Origin of the sequence: Lysobacter sp. Root604, assembly GCF_001427505.1 — a bacterium.
In the GTDB taxonomy this organism is placed as follows: Bacteria; Pseudomonadota; Gammaproteobacteria; order Xanthomonadales; family Xanthomonadaceae; genus Lysobacter.
Map to the genome: position 1 here is coordinate 1,248,753 of NZ_LMGS01000001.1, position 16,081 is coordinate 1,264,833.

Annotated in this window: 11 protein-coding genes; 2 read left to right on the plus strand and 9 right to left on the minus strand. The window is 68.5% G+C overall.

The features are described 5' to 3' along the window. Together ASD69_RS05810 and lysS are read right to left on the minus strand one after the other, a co-directional pair. Positions 1 to 1,059, minus strand: a complete 1,059-nt coding sequence (locus ASD69_RS05810) for a two-component system response regulator (protein WP_055901601.1) — start codon at positions 1,057 to 1,059, stop codon at positions 1 to 3. Positions 1,060 to 1,278: 219 nt separating this feature from the next. Then, positions 1,279 to 2,793: a lysine--tRNA ligase gene (gene lysS, locus ASD69_RS05815; RefSeq protein ID WP_056174906.1), complete on the minus strand. Its 1,515-nt coding sequence runs from the start codon at positions 2,791 to 2,793 to the stop codon at positions 1,279 to 1,281. A 211-nt stretch (positions 2,794 to 3,004) separates the two neighbouring features. On the opposite strand from lysS, the gene ASD69_RS22880 reads away from it, so the two are divergent. After that, positions 3,005 to 3,139 (plus strand): hypothetical protein, encoded by a 135-nt coding sequence (locus tag ASD69_RS22880; protein ID WP_255356342.1) that lies wholly within the window; start codon positions 3,005 to 3,007, stop codon positions 3,137 to 3,139. A 65-nt stretch (positions 3,140 to 3,204) separates the two neighbouring features. On the opposite strand, the gene prfB is transcribed toward ASD69_RS22880, so the two are convergent. Both prfB and ASD69_RS05825 read right to left on the minus strand, forming a co-directional pair. Then, positions 3,205 to 4,333, minus strand: a protein-coding gene (prfB, locus tag ASD69_RS05820) for a peptide chain release factor 2 (RefSeq protein WP_157489291.1) whose coding sequence is annotated in 2 segments (ribosomal slippage) — positions 3,205 to 4,257 and positions 4,259 to 4,333 — 1,128 coding nt in all. Because the reading frame shifts where the segments join, the coding sequence is not laid out codon by codon here. Positions 4,334 to 4,469: 136 nt separating this feature from the next. Continuing rightward, on the minus strand, positions 4,470 to 7,397 hold the full coding sequence (locus tag ASD69_RS05825; RefSeq protein ID WP_235567146.1) for a VIT domain-containing protein: 2,928 nt from the start codon (positions 7,395 to 7,397) through the stop codon (positions 4,470 to 4,472). Positions 7,398 to 7,752: 355 nt separating this feature from the next. On the opposite strand from ASD69_RS05825, the gene ASD69_RS05830 reads away from it, so the two are divergent. After that, the gene (locus tag ASD69_RS05830; RefSeq protein WP_056174909.1) at positions 7,753 to 9,138 is read left to right on the plus strand and encodes a trypsin-like peptidase domain-containing protein; all 1,386 of its coding nucleotides are present in this window, start codon (positions 7,753 to 7,755) and stop codon (positions 9,136 to 9,138) included. A 70-nt stretch (positions 9,139 to 9,208) separates the two neighbouring features. Here ASD69_RS05830 and ASD69_RS05835 read toward each other — a convergent pair whose 3' ends face one another. From ASD69_RS05835 to ASD69_RS05855, 5 genes are all read right to left on the minus strand, one after another. Beyond that, positions 9,209 to 11,044, minus strand: a complete 1,836-nt coding sequence (locus ASD69_RS05835; RefSeq protein WP_056174911.1) for a 2Fe-2S iron-sulfur cluster-binding protein — start codon at positions 11,042 to 11,044, stop codon at positions 9,209 to 9,211. Beyond that, on the minus strand, positions 11,041 to 11,733 hold the full coding sequence (locus ASD69_RS05840) for a PepSY domain-containing protein (RefSeq protein WP_056174913.1): 693 nt from the start codon (positions 11,731 to 11,733) through the stop codon (positions 11,041 to 11,043). The genes ASD69_RS05835 and ASD69_RS05840 overlap by 4 nt, the downstream gene beginning before the upstream one ends. Positions 11,734 to 11,810: 77 nt before the next feature. Further along, a complete protein-coding gene (locus ASD69_RS05845; protein ID WP_056174916.1) occupies positions 11,811 to 14,546 on the minus strand; it encodes a TonB-dependent receptor in 2,736 nt (911 codons plus the stop codon). 115 nt (positions 14,547 to 14,661) lie between these two features. Then, complete coding sequence (locus tag ASD69_RS05850) at positions 14,662 to 15,039, minus strand: CopL family metal-binding regulatory protein (RefSeq protein WP_056174918.1); 378 nt, start codon at positions 15,037 to 15,039, stop codon at positions 14,662 to 14,664. A 169-nt stretch (positions 15,040 to 15,208) separates the two neighbouring features. Next, a complete protein-coding gene (locus tag ASD69_RS05855) occupies positions 15,209 to 16,012 on the minus strand; it encodes a TSUP family transporter (RefSeq protein WP_056174921.1) in 804 nt (267 codons plus the stop codon). Between the last annotated feature and the right edge of the window lie 69 nt (positions 16,013 to 16,081).

Below are 16,081 nucleotides of genomic sequence, written 5' to 3' on the forward strand. Positions count from 1 at the left end.
CTACTCCATGCCGGGACGGGGGACACTCGTCGAATATCGGCTGCAAATCTCTTCGAGGCGGGCGCGGCTGCGGATCAGGGCGTCCACGCAGCGCGGGTCGAACAGGCGACCGCGCTGCGCGTACAGATAGCCCAGGGCCGCGTCCACGTCCCAGGCCTTCTTGTAGGGGCGCGGCGAGATCAGGGCGTCGAACACGTCGGCGACCGCGACGATCCGCGCTTCCAGCGGAATCTCCTCGCCGACCAGACCGTCCGGATAGCCGCTGCCGTCGTAACGTTCGTGATGGCGCAGCGCGATCATCGCGCCAGCCTGGATGAAGCGGTTCTGGCTGCCGCTGAGCAGTTCGTAGCCGATCTTGGGATGGCGGCGCATCACCGCCGTCTCCTCCTCGGTCAACGGGCCCGGCTTCATCAGCACCGCGTCGGGGATCGCGATCTTGCCCACGTCGTGCAGCGGCGCGGCCATCTCGATCACCCGCACTTCGTCTTCGAACATGCCCAGCGCCTCGGCGATCAGCCCGGCGATGTGGGCCATGCGCTCCAGGTAGGCGCTGGTGCCGGCGTCGCGGTACTCGATCGCGCGCGCCAGCCGCGACAGCGTTTCGCGTTCGCGTTCCTCGACCTCGTGCATGCTCGACAGCAGGCGCTGCTCCAGCGACAGCGCGCGTTGCTTCACGTTCTCGGACTGCTGGCGCAGCTGCAGCAGGTTGCGGCAACGCGCGCGCAGTTCGCGCGGACGCACTGGCTTGACCAGGAAGTCGATCACCCCGGCCTCGAGCGCGGCCTGGCGCACGGGCTCGTCGCCGACCACGGTGACCAGGATGATCGGGATGTCGCGATGCAGCGGCAGGCGGCGGAAGCGGCGCGCGAATTCCAGGCCGTCGATGCCAGGCATGCGGTAGTCCAGCAACAACAGATCCGGCTGGCTCGACTCGCACCAGGCCAGCGCGGCTTCCGGTTCGCCGAAGTCGTGCACGGCCAGCTCGGACGCAATGTCCTCGATGATGTGGCGCAGCATCGTGCGCGCGGACGTTTGGTCATCGACGATAACGACGTTCACACCGGCATCCGTGAGGGGCCACCCCCTGTGGTGGCCGACAAGGCGAGGATACCCCGCCCAGCGGCTGTTGGCAGCCGCCCCGTTCATTTTGCTTGCCGGCGTACATCGATAACGCAGGAAGGCCGCCGCGGCGGCCTTCCGAGTTTGCGCCGAGTCGGTGCGGCGGGGTTCACGATCGTCGCCCCGCTTCGTCCCCCCGCGCCCCGCCCAGCTTGACGATCAGCCGGCTTCGGGCCGCATGTAGGGGAACAGCAGGACGTCGCGGATCGACGACGAACCGGTCAGCAGCATCACCAGGCGGTCGATGCCCACGCCCAGGCCGCCGGTGGGCGGCAGGCCGACCTCCAGCGCGCGGATGTAGTCGGCGTCGTAATGCATGGCCTCGTCGTCGCCGCCGGCCTTCTGGTCGACCTGGGCGCGGAAGCGCGCGGCCTGGTCCTCGGGGTCGTTGAGCTCGGAAAAGCCGTTGGCCAGCTCCTTGCCGCCGATGAACAATTCGAAGCGGTCGGTGAGCTCCGGGTCGAGGTCGTTGGCGCGCGCCAGCGGGCTGACCTCGACCGGGTGGTCGGTGATGAAGGTCGGCTGGATCAGGGTGTGCTCGACGGTGGCCTCGAAGATCTCCAGCAGCAGCTTGCCCCAGCCGTAGGAAGCCTTGATCGGCAGCTTCAGGCGCGCGCAGTGGGCGCGCATGACAGCCAGGTCGCGCAGCTCCTCGCGCTTGATCTCGGGGTTGTGCTCCAGCACCGCGTCGATCATCGACCAGCGCCGGAACGCCGGCCCCAGGTCGATGGAGTTGCCGTCCCATTCGGACACCACCGCGTCCACCTGCTGCGCGCAGTGGCGGATCACCGCCTCGGTCAGGTCCATGATCTCGGTGTAGGTGGCGTAGGCCTCGTACAGCTCGAGCATGGTGAATTCGGGGTTGTGCCGGGTCGACACGCCCTCGTTGCGGAAATTGCGGTTGATCTCGTAGACGCGTTCCAGGCCGCCGACCACCAGGCGCTTGAGGTAGAGCTCCGGCGCCACGCGCAGGTACAGCTCCAGATCGAGGGCGTTGTGGTGGGTGGTGAAGGGCTTGGCCGCGGCGCCGCCGGGGATGTAATGCATCATCGGCGTTTCCACTTCCAGGAAACGCCGCGCGTCCAGCCAGGCGCGGATCGCGCGGATGATCAGCGAGCGCTTGACGAACACGTCGCGCGCGTCGGGCGAGACGATCAGGTCGACGTAGCGCTGGCGGTAGCGCTGCTCGACGTCGGCCATGCCATGGAACTTGTCCGGCAGCGGACGCAGCGCCTTGGTCAGCAGGCGCAGGCTCTCGGCCTTCAGCGACAGTTCGCCGGTGCGGGTGCGGGTGAGCTCGCCCTCGGCCGAGACGATGTCGCCCAGGTCGAGGTCCTTGAACACCTCGTAGGCCTCGCCCAGCACGTCCTTCTTCAGCCACAGCTGCAGGCGCCCGGACTCGTCCTGGATCTGGCAGAAGCCGGCCTTGCCCATGTCGCGCTTGAGCAGCACGCGGCCGGCCACGGCGACGCGGTGGTGCTGGCCTTCCAGCGCCTCGGCGCCCCACTGCTCGGCGTCGACGTACTGCGCCTGCAGGTCGCCGACGTAGTCGCCGCGGCGGAAGTCGTTCGGGAAGGCGATGCCCTGCCCGCGCAGCGCCGTGAGTTTGGCGCGACGCTCGGCGATCAGGTGGTTCTCGTCGTGCGGCGTGGTCTCGGGCGTCTGGTCGGTCATGGTCTTCGCGTTTGAGGGTTGCGGTGGGACGGGGTCGGTAAGGCGGTGCTCAGGAGCGCAGAGTACTGGCAGCGGCGGCGGTTTGCTCGCCACCGGGCGGTAGCCGGTTCCCGAAAGACCGGGTGACCTTGCGCACATACGCGCGCCGTCGGCCGGGTCTAGATTCGGTCGTGCGCCCTATCCGGCGGCGCGCCCACGAGGTGGATGCAGCATGTTCAAGAAATTTCTGATCGGCCTGGCGATGGTGGCGGTGGTCTGCGCCCTCGCCCGCGCCGGCCACGAGTTCGGTCAACACCTGGCGCAGCGCGATCAGGCCAAGGTCGCCGCGACGGCCGCCCAACCCTAGAGGGGCGGCAACGCGGTCCCCAAGCGGCGGGCGACGACCGTGGTCGCGCCCGTCGCCGGCGGGGTTCAGACCGCGTCGCTGCGTTTGGAACCGACTTCCAGGCCCGATTTCAGACTGGCCTCGACGAACTCGTCGAGGTCGCCGTCGAGCACTTTCTGGGTGTCGCTGCGCTCGATGCCGGTGCGCAGGTCCTTGATCCGGCTCTGGTCGAGCACGTAGTTGCGGATCTGGCTGCCCCAGCCGATGTCGGACTTGGTCGCCTCGACCGCGTCGCGTTCGGCGTTGCGCTTCTGAATTTCCAGCTCGTACAGCTTGGCAGCGAGCATCTTCATCGCGTTGTCGCGGTTCTGGTGCTGGCTGCGGCCGGTCTGGCAGGCCACCACGATCCCGCTGGGGATGTGGGTGATGCGCACCGCCGACTCGGTCTTGTTGACGTGCTGGCCGCCGGCACCCGAGGAGCGGTAGACGTCGGTGCGCAGGTCGGCCGGGTTGATCTCGATGTCGATGTTGTCGTCGACTTCCGGCGACACGAACACCGAGGTGAAGCTGGTGTGGCGGCGGTTGTCGGAGTCGAACGGCGACTTGCGCACCAGCCGGTGCACGCCGGTTTCGGTCTTGAGCCAGCCGTAGGCGAAATCGCCCTCGACCCGCAGCGTGGCCGACTTGATGCCGGCGACGTCGCCGCCGCTGGCTTCCATCAGCTCGGTCTTCCAGCCGCGCGACTCGCACCAGCGCAGGTACATGCGCAGCAGGATTTCGGCCCAGTCCTGGGCTTCGGTGCCGCCAGCGCCGGCCTGAATGTCGACGAAGGCGTTGCACGCGTCCATCTTGCCGGAGAACATGCGCCGGAACTCGAGCTTCTCGACTTCCTTGGCGTAGCCCTCGACGTCCGCCACCACGGCCTGCGCGGTGGACTCGTCGTCCTCCATCTCGGCCAGTTCCAGCAGTTCGCCGGCGCCGACCAGGCCGTCGGTGAGGTTGCGGATGCCGTCCACGACCTTTTCCAGCGAGGCGCGCTCGCGGCCCAGGCCCTGGGCGCGCTCGGCGTCGTTCCAGATGTCGGGGTTTTCGAGTTCGCGGTTTACTTCTTCTAGACGTTCGACCTTGCTGTCGTAGTCAAAGATACCCCCTGAGCGAATCCAGCCGTCCGGTGAGGTCGGCGATGCGCTGGCGGACGGGATTGAGTTCGATCATGTCCGGTGGTTTTGATGCGGATGAACCGGCGATTCTAGCAGGCTCGGCGGCGTGGCCGGCTGCGGCCGCGGTGCGCAGGGCCGGGAGCGGCCCAGGACCGTCCCGACGCCGCCCTGGGCGGCGCCGGGCGTAGCGCTCACTTCACCTCGAACTCGCCGACCAGCACGGTTTCCGACTGCTGCTTCAGGCGCAGGGTCACGCGCTGATCCTGCTGGCGGGCGGTGCCGAAGCCGGTGCTCAGCCACAGCTGCAGCGTGGTGGCGCCGGTGACCAGTTGCTGGCGGTCGCCATAGAAGTTGGCTTCGACCTTGTACTTGCCGGGTTTGGCGTCGCGCAGCATGAATTCCTCGGGGCCGTAGCCGCCGGTGAAGTCGTTGGAGATGCGCCCGCCCTGGTAGGTCAAGGTGTGCTGGTAGTAGCAACGCTCGCCGTTGGGGTCGGTCACCCACAGGTCCATGTCGGAGTTGTCGCTGTCCCAGCTCAGCACCGCACGCAGGTCCAGCGGCAGATTGCGCAGCAGGCGCTTATCCATCGCCGAGGTATCCAGCGGCCGGCCCGAGGTCGCCACGATCGCGTTGAGTTCGTTGAGCGCGATCAAGGCCACGCCGTCGAAACGGCTGTCCCAGGTTCGGCTCACCACCTGGTAGAGACTGTCGATGGCCGGCTGATAGTCGCGCGCGGCCGCATGGGCCAGGCCGAGGTCGCGGAAGCTTTGCGGCTCCTCTTCGGCCAGCCGCACCACGCGCTCGAACAGCGGCACCGCCAGCGTCGGCTCGTCGGCCTGCAGCAGGCGATAGCCGAGCACGCGCAGGATGTGGCGGTTCTCCAGGTCCAGTTCGGCCAGGTTGGACAGCACCCGCAGCGCCAGTGCGCGCTGCTTTTTCTCCAGCAGCACGTCGGCCACGTCCAGGTAGAACGCGGTGCTGGCGGCATAGCCGTCGCGCTCGTCCAGGTAGATCGCGTAGGCCTGCTCCGGCCCGGCCTTGCGCAGGCGCGCGGCGTACGGCGAATCGGGCTTCCAGGCCTGCAGGGCGATGGTCGCGCCGCGGCCTTCGCCGCCGTCGCCGGCCTCGCCCTTGGGCGCGGCCTCGGGCTCCAGATCCTCGGCGCTGATGCGCGCGCCGGTGACTTCGATCCGCTCCAGGCTCTGCGACGCCGCGTCCGCCGCCGCCACTTCGCGCACCGCGCTGGGCGCGGGTGCGGCCATCGGCATCGGCGGCGCGTAGGCGTAGCTGTCGCTTTCCGTCGTGGGCGCGGCGATCGTCGGCTTGGGCTGCGGCGGCCGACCCTTGGGCCAGGTCTTCTGCCACCACTGCACGGTGCCCTCGAACTGCGCCGCGATCTGGTCCAGATGCGAGCGGCGCGCCGCATCGCGTTGCGCGAACTGTGCGGACTTGAGCCGGTCGAACTCGGCGCGCAGCTCGGCCGGCGGCAGGATGTCGTACTGCAGATAGTCGGCGACCGCTTCCAGCACCAGCAGCGAACTCTCGGGCGTGACCAGGCCGAACTGCTGGCTCAGGCGCGCGATGGCGGCGCGATTGAGCTCCGGTTCGGCGCCCAGCGCACGCACCCGGTAACCCGCCCACAGGCGCGCCGCATAAGCGCTGTCCGGCGCGTCGGCGCCGATGGTCAACGGCTGCGGCGACTGGCCGGCGAAACCCAATGTCAGTGTCGCGCTCGGCGCGGTCAGGCGCCCGGCCACGCGCAGCACGCCATCCTGGGGATAGGCGGATTCGGCGACCAGGTCGGTCGCGCCCAGCGCTTCCAGGTCGGCAAGGCGCGCGTCGGCCGCCAACAGGTCGCGCGCGCCGCTCTCGATCGCGCCCGGGGTCTGCCAGGCGATCAGACGGCCGCCGTGGCCCTCGGCCAGCGCGCTCAGGCGCGCGCTGTCGGCGGCGTTGCCGGCGGAATTGATCGCGTACAGACGCTGGCCGCGGCCCAGTTCGGGGAAGCGGCGCTGGCCGTAATTGAACAGGCCGTCGCTGACCAGCAGGTATTCCTCGACCTCGGCCTGCGGCGTCCAGCCGCCGGGGTCGGTGGCGCCGTCGTAGACCGTGGCCTTGAGCGCGTCGCGCAGCGCGCGCCAGTCGCCGCCCTGGACGCGGAAATCGCCCGCGTCCTCGGCGCGGTCGCGCAAGCGGATCAGGCGCACCTGGGCGTCGCCGAGGGCGGCGAAGTAGCGATCCAGCAGCGCCAACTCGCCGGCCAGATCGCGCTTGCGGCCCGAGGCCGAGCTGTCCCACACCAGGCCCACGCGCTGGGGCAACGCGCGCTGGGCGACGCTCGCGGCCACCGGCACCTCGGCGAGAAAGTAGTGCTGGCCGTCGACGCTCTGGGTGTAGACCTGCGCCGATTCGGCGCGGGCGAAACGCAGGCCCAAGCCGCCGTCGACCAGCTGCGCGCGTTCGATCCGGGCGCGGTAACCGCCCTGGCCGTCGCGCTTGAAATCGACCCGGCCGAAACCGCTGTCGACCCGCGGCGCCGAGGCGCCGCGCGCGATCACGCGCAGGTCCACCGCATCGGCGCCGCGCGCGTAATCCAGCGGCAGCCGCAAACGCCGGCCGTCGCGGTCCGGGCGCAAGGCCTCGACATAGCTCAGGCGCACCCGGCGGGTGCCCTGGGCCGGGATCGGATACACGCGCAGGCGGAAGTGATTGCCCTCGGTCTTCTCCAGCAGGGCCGGATCGACCCCGCGCCGTTCGATCGACTCGAACACCGCCTGCCCCTGCGCCTTGGGCACCGGCACGGCCGCGCGCATGCGGCCGTCGATATCCAGCGCGAACGCGCTGATCTGCTGGCCTTCGTGCAGCGGAAACTGTAGCTCGCCTTCCAGCGGCCGCGCGTTGGGATTGCGGAACGTCAGCTCGACCGTGGTCTGGGCCAGCCCGCCGTTGAGCTCGACCTCGACCGCGGCCGTCTCCAGCACGATCGGCCGCTCGGCGCCGGGCGCGCGCATCAGCGGCGGCGCGGTGACCGACCCCCGGTCCGGCGGACCGATGACCTGAGCGGCGACCGCTCCGCTCAGCCCCAATAGCAGGCACATATGCAAGACATAGGAACGCACCGGTGGTCTCTCCTGGATTGGTCGTCGATCACGCCTGCTGGTAGCCAACGCACGCGCACGCTGAACGGGGTTGAGTCGCCACTCAATCCCTCCAGGCACGGCACTCTTGTCAGCCCCTCGCCTACCTTAAGGCCTGCCGCCCGGTCGCGGGCCGGATGCGCGTCCGACCCGGCGAGGCCGGATCCCCGGGCGCAGGGAGGCCCTTTCTAAAAATGTGACTTACGTCTCATTTAATGAGTGTTTACCCAGACTCCAAGCGCGCTGCCGCCCGCCGGCGCTCCGCCATGATCCCAGCAGCCCCGCCGATGCGAGGGCACAACGGACTACTTCATCAGCACACTGGGAGCCAGACGCAATGACACGTAAAGGCATGCTTCGCTACGCGCTGTTGGCCGCTATTTCCGCCACGACCGCCACGGCCTCGGCGGCGGAAATGAGCGCCGCGCCGGTCACCGCCAAGCCCATGGCCAGCGCCTTGGGCGGCGCCGATTTCGCCACCGGCCTGAAGGTCCGATCGCAGCGCGCAGTCGACCTGGGCCTGCCCGATGCGGCCAGCCTGAAGGCCTTGCGTACCCGCCGCGCCGATCAGTACAAGCACGGCCAGCCGATGGAAATCGGCTACGCCCGCAACGTCGGCCGCAGCCGCGTCGATCTGACCAGCCTGGACTGGGAAGCCCTGCCCGACGGGTCCCACGGCGCCCGCTTCACCCTGACCTCGACCCAAGCCGTCGCCCTGCGCGCTGGCCTGCTGCTGCGCCCCACGCGCAAGAACGGCGGCGATCCCGCCGCGGTGACCCTGCGCTTCGCCGGCAGCGACGGCCGCGTCTTCACCGACAACGGCCGCAACTACAGCGGCGACGAAGCCGGCTGGTCGCCGACCGTGGCCGGCGACACGCTGACCGTCGAAATCGTGCTCGCGCCGGGCCAGCGCCCGGACGGCTTCGACCTGAACGTGCCGCAGTTGTCGCACCTGGACGTGGACCCGGCATCGAACACGCGCGATCTGTCCAAGGCCAGCGGCGTCGGCGCCAGCGGCGCCTGCGAAAAAGACATCGTCTGCCGCGTCAACCCGACTCCGGGCTTCCTGGCGGCCAGCAAGTCGGTGGCGCGCATGGTCTACACCGCCAAAGGCAAGTCCTACCTGTGCACCGGCACCCTGCTCAACAACAACAACTCGCCCAAGCGCCAGCTGTTCTGGACCGCGGCCCACTGCATCAGCACCCAGAGGGTCGCCGACACGCTGCAGACCTATTGGTTCTTCGATGCCACCGCCTGCAATAACGACACCGCCAACCCGGGCGCGGTGACGCTGACCGGCGGCGCCTACCTGCGTCACGCCAACACCACCCGCGACACGTCGCTGCTCGAGCTGAAGACCGCGCCGCCCACCGGCGCCTACTACGCCGCCTGGAACAGCAGCGCCATCACCGTCAACGGCACCGCGATCGAAGGCATCCACCACCCTGCCGGCGATCTGAAGAAGTACTCGCTGGGTTCGGTGACCAGCCTGTCGTACACGCTGGACGGCAAGTCGCCGCTGACCCGCGTGGCCTGGAACACCGGCGTCACCGAGGGCGGCTCCTCGGGCTCGGCGCTGTTCACCGTCGCCGCCTCCGGCGACTACCAGCTGCGCGGCGGCCTGTACGGCGGCACCTCGTTCTGCTCGGCGCCCAACGATCCGGACGGCTACTCCCAGCTCAGCGGCGTGTGGTCCAGCATCTCGACCTACTTCGGCCCCTGATCGCGACCAGCACCGACGGCCCGCCTCTCCCGCCCTGCGCGGGAGAGGCGGCGCCGCCGCATGGCGGGGCTCAGATCTTGAAATCGTCGAACGCGATGCGTTCCTCCGCCACACCCAACTTGCGCAACAGCTGCCGCGTCGCAGCCAGCATCGCCGGCGGTCCGCACAGGTAGAACTCGCACGCGGCCAGGTCCGGATGCGCGCTCAGCAGATGCGCATGGGTGGCCTCGTGGACCAGGCCGCGCACCAGGCCGTCGCCCTGCTCGGCTTCCTCCGACAGCACCAGGTGCCAGCTGAAATTGGCGTGGCGCCGCGCGAGCTCGGCCATCTCCTGCACGTACGGCGCTTCGCGCAAACGCCGCGCGCCGTACCAGTAGTGGATGCGCTCGGGCCCGCCCCGATCCAGTCGTGCGCGAATCATCGCCCGCAGCGGCGCCATGCCCGCGCCGCCGCCGATGAAGATCTTCTCGCGCTCCCCAGGCCGCAACGCGAAGTCGCCGAAGGCGCCGCTGAAGTCGACGTCGTCGCCGGGCTTGAGCGAATACAGATAGGTCGAGCCTTTACCGAACAAGGTGCGCTTCTTGTGCTGGCCGCCGGGGCTGAATCGCGCCAGCAGGGTCAGGCACCCATCGGCCTGCTCCACCGGCAAGGCCAGCGAGTACGAACGGCGCACCGGCTCCTTGTTGTGCAGGCTGGCCGGCAGATCCAGCGCGGCCCAGTCCTCGCGGTGGTGCTCGGGATAGTCGATGTCGTCGCGTCGCAGCGTGTAGTCGGGCACGTGCAGCTGCAGGTAGGCGCCGGGCTGGAATTCCGCCCCCGGTGGCGACTGCGGTCGCAGCACGATCTCGCGCAGGAACGGCGTGACCGCGTGCACCGACTCGACCGTGGCCTTGCGCTGCGTCCACAGCGCCGCCCCGCCCGCCACTTCGATCTGCAAATCGCCATCCAGGGCCAGGTTGCAGGCCAGGCGATGCCCCAGGCGCAATTTGCTTTCGGCCAGGTGGGCGCGGTCGGCGCTGCTGGGCGGCGGCGCGGCGCCGCGCACGCGCACCTCGCACAGACCGCAGCTTTGGCCGCCGCCGCAGTTCGAGGGCAGTTGCAGGCCGCTGCGGCCCATCGCCAGATAGACCGTGTCGCCACGGTGCGATTCCAGCGAGCGCAGCTTGTCGCCGGCTTGATCGAACACCGTCAGCGCGCACCGCGGCCGCCAGCGCGCGGGCACGAACTCGCCCAGGCGGAAGCTGGCCACCAGCAGCCACGCGCCCGACAGCGCGATCCACAAACCGCCGGCCGCGGCCATGATCACCAGCGGATTGTTGAAATCCTGGCGGCCGGTGTAGTCCATGATGTGCAGCATCCAGAACAGATCGAACAGGCGCCAGCTGTCGTTGCGCCGTTCCAGGATGCGGCCGTCCTGCGCCGACAGGTACACACTGGTGCCGTCGCCATCGCCGAAATCCACGCGCCAGATCGGCCCGGCATGGCCGCGCACCTCCAGCGTCGCGCGCGCCATCCACTGCGGCGCGCCGGGACGCCCCTCGCCCACGTAATCCGCCGCGGCCAGTCGCGCGGCCAACGCGGCATCGATCTTCAGCGGCATACCGTCGCGCGCATCCACCAGCCAGGCCGCGGACTTATGGCTGAGGCGATAGACCGGCCGTTCCAGCAACCAGGCCGCATCGACGCTTTGCACCGGCTTGCCGGCCTGGGCCAGCAGTTGCGTCGGCGCCAGCGTGCGCGCGGGCCAGACGCGCGCCTGCGCCTCGGCGTGGGCGCGATGCTGGTGGCCTTGGACGGTGTCGTGATCGAGCACGCTCATCACCAGCCCGCTCGCGGTCCACAGTACGAACTGCAGCGCGACGATCAGGCCTACCCATTTATGCAGTTTTCGCATCCAGGGCGTCATGCGGGCCGCCTCCGGCTGAAGCTGTACAGCAGCAGCCACACGCCGCTGAGCGCGAACACCAGACCCAGCCCGGACGCGATCCGCAGCAGGTTGTTGTTGACGTCGCTGCGTTCCTGGTAATCCATGATGTGGAACATCCACAGGAAGTCGAACCAGCGCCACAGGTCGTGGCGCTTGGCCAGCAACTCGCCGGTTTGCGGCGAGAGATACAGCGCGGTTTCGTTGTCGTCGGCGAACGCGACCCGCCACATCGGCACCGGTCGGGTTTTGACTTCGCTGGGCGCCTCATGCAACAGCTCGACCGAGGCGATCGGCGCCTTGCCCTGATACAGCGACACCGCCAGGGCGCTGGCGGTGGCCTCGTCCAAGGGGCTGATCGGATCGCCGCTGATCGCATCGACCAGGCTCAGGCGCTCGCCCTGGCGCAGTTCGTAGACCTCGCGCTGCATGAAGCGCTTGAGCCGGAATTCGCTCAGCTGCGGGTAGCGCGCGCGCAGTTGGTCGGGGCTCAAAAACGCGCTGGCCGCCGACAGCGGCTGGGCCCGGGTATGCGCCAGATGATCGCCATGGATGATGTCGATCGAGATCGAGGTCATGTAGAGGCCGCTGATCATCCACAGCAGGGCCTGGACGCCCACCACCAGAGCGATCCATTTGTGGGCGCGACGCGCCCAGAATGCAGGTTTCATAGCGTCACCTATCGGAGTTCATGTAGTCGGCGAGTCCGCGTTCCTGCCGGCGCGTGGCCGGCAGGAACGTTCGGGTCTCACCAGCGGTAGGTGGCTTTGAGGTTCCAGCGCCGGCCCAGCAGGTCGTAGGTCATGGTGTCGGTGTTGGCGTCGGTCCAGCTCTGAATGAACGGCGGCGATTTGTCGAACAGATTGTCTACGCCGACCGAGAGATCCAGCGACTCGCTGAAGGCGTACTTCACCTGGGCGTTGTGGTAACTCAGGCTGGGCGCGCGATCGCCGATGTCGCCGCGTTCGGCGTTGATGTCGTCGGCCGAGCCGATGTACTGCACGCTGTAGGAGCCCGACCAGGGACCGCGCGCCAGGGTCAGCGAGCCGAACGAACGCCACTGCGTGTAGCTGCCGCGGCCGCCCGTGATCTTGCCGGCGTAGCGGATCTCGTCGGCGCCCAGGAACGGCCGCACGTCGTAGTTCTTCAGATACGACAGGTCCCAATTCACGGTCGCGTCCCAGCCGCCCAGCGCGAACTGGTACAGCAGGCCCAGGTCGATGCCCGAGACTCGCTCGCTGGCCGCGTTGACCGGCTGCGCCGACAGGAAGTCGATCTCGCCGGTGAGCGGATTGCGGGTGAAATTGGCGTTGCTGCAGAACGGGTGGCTCAAACCCGGCGTGTTGTAGCAGACCGAAAGCTTGGTCGAACCGTCGATGCGCTGGATCGCGTGATCGATCTTGATGTTGTAGTAGTCCAGGGTCAGGGTCAGGTCGGGCACGAAGCTCGGCGTCCAGACCGCGCCGACGGTCAGCGTCTTGGCGTCCTCCGGTTTGAGGTCCGCGTTGCCGCCCACCGTGGTCAGCACAGTGTTGCCCAATTGGGTATAGCCCACCGGCACGCCCGAGGCCTGGCAGTTCTGGTGGATCGTCGACGACACCGGCTGGCTGCTCCAGCCGCTGCAGGGATCGGTGGTGGTGAGGTTGCCTTCGGACACGCCGCCGAACAGCTCGGGCACGTTGGGGATGCGGAACGCGGTGGCATAGGTCGCGCGCAACTTCAGCGAAGGCACCATCTGCCAATCCAGGCCGACCTTGTAGTTGGTGTCGGCGCCGAACAGGTCGTAGTCGGAATAGCGCACCGCCGCGTTGAGGGTCAGCGATTCGGCCAGGGCCCTGCCCTGCAGCAAGGGCACCGCGACTTCGGCGAACACTTCCTTGGCGGTGTACTCGCCGGCGATGCGCTGCTGCTGGTTGGTGTTGGCGATGCCCAGCACGGTCAGCGGATCGGGATCGCGCCAGCCGCGCTCCTTGCGCACTTCCACGCCGGTCGCCAAGCCGACCCAGCCGGCCGGCAGCTCGAACAGCTGGCCGCTGATGTTGGCGGTGAAGCTTTTCTGCTCGTTGCCGCCGCTGTCGCGGGTGGTGAACATGATGTAGTCCAGCACCTGCTGGGTGACGTCGCCGTAGCCCAGATAATCGGCGCAGGGAATCGCCGCGCCCGGCGCGTTGCTGCACAAGGCGGTGTTCAAGGTCTGATCGACGCGGTCCAGGTTGGCGACGTTGTTGGAGCCGTCGATGCCGGTGTTGCGCCCCCAGTTCAGCGCCGCCGACCAGTCCCAGCCCACGCCGAGCTTGCCGTCCAGGCCCAGCACCACGCGGAAGGTGTCGGTCTCCTGATAGAACTCGCGCACGCCGGCCTCCTGCAAACGACGGCGCTGCAGCAGCAGGTTCTGTCCGGTCGGGTTGGTCGGATGGTTGGCGGCGATGTTGATCGGCCGGTACTGGCCGATCGCGCCCGGCGTGGCGAGCTGGTTGGAACGCCGGTTGGTGTACATCAGCTCGGTGAACAGGCGCAGGTCGTCGTTGAGGTTCAGATTGCCGAAGCTGCTGAAGCTCAGGCGCTTGATCGGGTTGACCGCGTTGAGATACGGGTTGCTGTTGTAGTTGTGCTTGGCCGGCGAATAGGTCTCGTAGAAATCTCCGTCGCCGTTGGGATCCTGGTTGAAGTTCACCCGGCGCCCGTCGGCTAGCACGGCGCGGCCGCCGATGGTGGTCGAGCTGCCCACGCAGACCAGTTGGCCGTTGGACTCGCCCAGGCCGCAGGGCGCGCGATCGGCCATGTTGACCGAGCCACCCTCGGTGTAATTGACCGCAGCCATGATCGAGCCGCGCTCGCCGCTCATGCCCCAGGTCAGATCGACCGCGGTCTCATCGCCATCGCCCTGGAAGGTCTGACCGTAGCGCACCGAGGCTTCGACGCCGTCGAACTTCTTCTTGGTGATGATGTTGACCACGCCGGCCACCGCATCGGCGCCGTAGATGGCCGAAGCGCCGTCCTTGAGCACCTCGACGCGCTCGATCAGGGCGATCGGGATCACGTTGAGATCGACCGAGCTGTTGGCGCCGGTGCCGCCGTTGACGATACGGCGGCCGTTCAACAGCACCAGGGTGCGGTTGATGCCGAGGCCGCGCAGATTGACCTGGGTGGTGCCGTAGCCGTTATCGGCCCAATAGGCATTGGTCTGATTGCCGGCGAAGCCCGCGGCCGCGGGCAAACGTTGCAGCAAGGTGTCGACCGAGATCGCGCCGGAGCGCTGGATCGCTTCGCGGTCGATCACCGTGACCGGGCCGACGCCGGAAATCTGGGCGCGCTTGATATGGCTGCCGGTCACGGTGACCGTATCGATGGTGGTCGCTTCCTGCGCGGGGCTGTCGTCCGTGGGGTCGATCGGTGCGGCGGTTTGAGCGTTGACGGCCTGGCATAGGCCCGCGGACAGCATCAGGCCTATCGCGGCGGCGAGGTGGTTGCGCTTGCAGTACATGGAATTCCCCGAACGGTTCTGGATCTGGTGTCGAACGCCCACGGCGACGCCCGCGCGGATGCGCGCACGCGAAGCTGGAAGCGACGGAGACCACCACGCAGGTGGTCGGACCGGATCAGGCGATCGGAGGTCGGAATACGCCGGTAGCGGCTGCGGGGGCGGCGGACACCGGCGCCAACGCCACGGGTTGGTCGGCGAGACGGTGCTGGGCCGCGAACGGCACGCTGTGGATTACCGCCAACACCGGGAAGGCGCAGGCGCAGCAACCCGAACCGGTGCCGCAATCGCAATCGCGATGCGGCGAACCGCCTTCGCGATGCGGGGTCTGCTCTTCGCAGTCTTCGTCCGCTACCACTGCCGCGGCGGCTTCGGCGGACACCGCGGCGGCGACGCCCTCGGTGGCCATGACGCTGGAACTCCACAGCGACAGCGTGCCTTCGAGGCAGAACGCCACGATCAGCAGGCAACGCAGCAATGTGCCGTAGGAGAACATAGGTTCGCAGCGTACGATGACCCCGCAATCAAATAACATGTGGAAAAAGCGTGTGTCAACCGCGTGACGCGGACCGCACGCATTCACTATTTGCCGCAACAGGCGAGTCGCCGACGCGCATGCGGCGCGAGGCAATGAGACCCAGTCGCGCCGGCAAGGACGCGGGCGCTCAGCCGCCGCCGGCGTCGGAAAAATGCGCCGCCAACGCCAAACGCAAGGGATTGCCCGGGTCCGACAACAGTTTCACCGTGAGCGCCAGACAGATCACCACCAACACCGGCCGCACCGCGCGCGCGCCGAAACGCATCGCCGCGTGCGCACCGACCTGCCCGCCCGCAACGCTGGCCAGGGCCATCGCCAGTCCGACCGTCCACAGCACATGCCCGCCGGCGATCATCACCGCCAACGCGGCCAGATTGCTGGCCAGGTTGAAGAACTTGGTCTGCGCGGTCGCGCGCACCACGCCCAGGCCGCCCAGCGCGACCAGGGCGGTCGCCATGAACGAACCGGTGCCGGGCCCGAAGAAGCCGTCGTAGACGCCGATCAGCGCGATCAGCGCCGCCAGCGCGTACGGGCCGATGCGCTGATGGCTGTCCTGATCGCTCATGCGCGGCGCGAGCAGGAAGTAGGCCGCCATCGCGATCAGCAACAAGGGAATCACGCCGCTGAGGAATGACGGGTCCATGCGCTGCAGCAGCCAGGCGCCGCCGGCCGATCCCACGAACGCGCCCAGCGCGGGCAAGGCGTAACGCCGGAAATCGATATGGCCCTTGCGCGCGAACGCGAACACCGCGCTGGAGGTGCCGATCGCGCTTTGCAGCTTGTTGGTGGCGATGGCCGCCACCGGCGGGATGCCCACCGCCATCAGCGCCGGAATCGTCAGCAGCCCGCCGCCGCCGGCCAGCGCGTCGATGGCGCCCGCGACGAAGGCCACGGCCATGAGGAAGGCGATGACCTCGGGCGAGAACTCCATCGACGGCGCACCTGGATCGGGGAGCGCATTGTCTCCGCTACGGACCGCACTGGAAAGAAGGCCGCTGCG